Below are 2,001 nucleotides of genomic sequence, written 5' to 3'. Positions count from 1 at the left end.
GGGGGGGGGGGGGGGGGGGGGGGGGGGGGGGGGGGGGCGCGGGCGCCCCCCCCCCCCCCGCCCGCGGGCCCCCCCCCCCCCGGGGGCGGCTGAGAGGAAGCGTCGAGAGCTCGGCAGGGCAGAGGGTGGCCGGTCCCCCCCCGCACCGGAAGTCGGCCCGATCGACTTCCGGTGCGTCACGTCGTGGCTGCCTGGAGGGTGGTGGCCGAGAGGGTGGCGCGGTAGTCGGGGTGGGCGAGGAGGTGGGTGTGGGGGGCGAGGGCGCGGAGGTGGCCCCCGTCGAGCCAGGCGACGAGGTCGGCGCGGGCGGCGACGGTCGCGCGGTGGGCGACGACCAGCCGGGTGCGTCCGTGGGTGGCGCGGTCGAGGGCCTCGGTGACCTGGTACTCGGTGGCGAGGTCCAGGCCGGAGGTGGCGTCGTCGAGGACGACGACGCGGGTGGGGCGGGCCAGCAGCCGGGCGAGGCCGAGGCGTTGGAGTTCGCCGCCGGAGAGCTGGAGGTCGTCGAGCGGGGTGTCCCAGCCGTGGGGGAGCCGGGCCAGGAAGCCGTCCGCGCACGCGGCCGCGGCTTCGGCCGGGCCCGCTCCGGCGAGGGCGTCGCGGACGGTGCGGCCGACCAGGTCGGGCCGGGCGAAGGCGTAGCCGACGGCGTCCCGCAGGGCGGTGGGGGACAGGGTGTCCACCGGGACGCCGTCGATCAGTACGGTGCCCTCGTCGGGGTCGCGCAGTCGCCCCGGCAGTGCGGCGAGCAGTGACTTCCCGGCACCGGAGTGCCCGACCAGGGCGACGGTGCGGCCGCCGGGGACGGTGAGGTCGAGCGGGCCGAGCAGGACCCGTTCGCCGTCGCGCACCACCACGCCCCGCAGGGTGACCTCGCCGGGCCCGCCCGCCGGGAGGGCCGCCGGGCCGGCCGGGGCCGGTGCGAGCGCCAGCAGTTCGTCGACCCGGGCCTGCCCGGCGCGCGCGTGGGCGACCCCGACCAGCGACTCCACCTGTTCGAAGAGCCCCGCGCCGAGCGCCGCCCAGCCCGCCGCCGCGGCGAGCGCGCCCGGGGCGAGGGCGCCGTCGGCGAGCAGCGCCCCGGCGGTGGCGAGCACGGTGATCTCGACCAGGGCGATCAGCAGGGTGGCCTGCCAGGCGGTGCGCCGCTGGGCGGCCCAGAGCGCGTGTCCGGCCGCGGACAGGTCCGGGAGCGGGGCCAGGACCCGGGCGGCTTCGCGGTGTTCGGCGCGCGCCGCGTGGATGCTGCGCAGCCCGGTGAGGGCGCCGCTGAGCCGGGCCGCGAGTTCGGCCTGCACCTCCTGGTAGCGGGCGAACACCGGCCCGGCCCGGTGCAGGAAGAGCCGGATGAGCAGCACGCCGGGCACCACGCCCGCGAAGAAGGCGAGTGCCAGCCACGGCGAGAGCGCGGCGAGTCCGAGGATCGCGCCGATCGAGGTGAGCAGCGCGGTGGCCGCGCCGAGTACGGCGGGGAGCCGGCCGCCCGCGTCGGCGGCCGAGCCGAGGAGCCGGGCGGCGAGGTCGCCGGGTGGCGGCCCGCCGTGCAGGCGGCCGCCGGGCCCGAGGGCGAGGAGGTGGCGGAGCAGGCGCCCGCGCAGGGCGGCGGTGGCCTCGGCCGAGCAGGCCGGTCCGGCGGCCGCCGCGGTGGCGTTGGCGGCGGCGGCCGTCAGCAGCAGGAGGGCGGGTGGGGCGAGGGCGGTCCCGGTCCGGTGGGCGAGGGCGGCGTCGACGGCTGCGGCGAGGACGGCGGGCAGTGCGAGGGTGGTGGCGGCCTCGACCGGCAGGGCGATGCCGAGGGCGAGTGTCCATCCGGTGGGTCGTCGTGGCAAGTCCGGCCTCCTGTCGGTGAGTTGGATGTGGGCGTGGGAAGGCGGGTGCGGGAAGGAGGGTGCGGGAAGGCGGGTGCCCCCCCCCCCCGGACCGTCAAGGCCAGGGGGGCCACCAGCTGCGCCAGAAAAAAAAAGATAGTTGATATTAAAAAAAATACTGATTATAAAAAGT

Annotated in this window: 1 protein-coding gene; it reads right to left on the bottom strand. The window is 78.2% G+C overall.

Annotated features, from left to right (window positions below; genetic code table 11):
• Nucleotides 1-176 precede the first annotated feature (176 nt).
• A complete protein-coding gene (locus ACFWXO_RS45390) occupies nt 177-1,829 on the bottom strand; it encodes an ATP-binding cassette domain-containing protein (protein ID WP_380533132.1) in 1,653 nt (550 codons plus the stop codon).
• Nucleotides 1,830-2,001: the final 172 nt, after the last annotated feature.

Source organism: Kitasatospora sp. NPDC059088, from assembly GCF_042738155.1.
Lineage (GTDB): Bacteria > Actinomycetota > Actinomycetes > Streptomycetales > Streptomycetaceae > Kitasatospora.
This window is presented reverse-complemented; position numbering and strand designations above follow the sequence as displayed.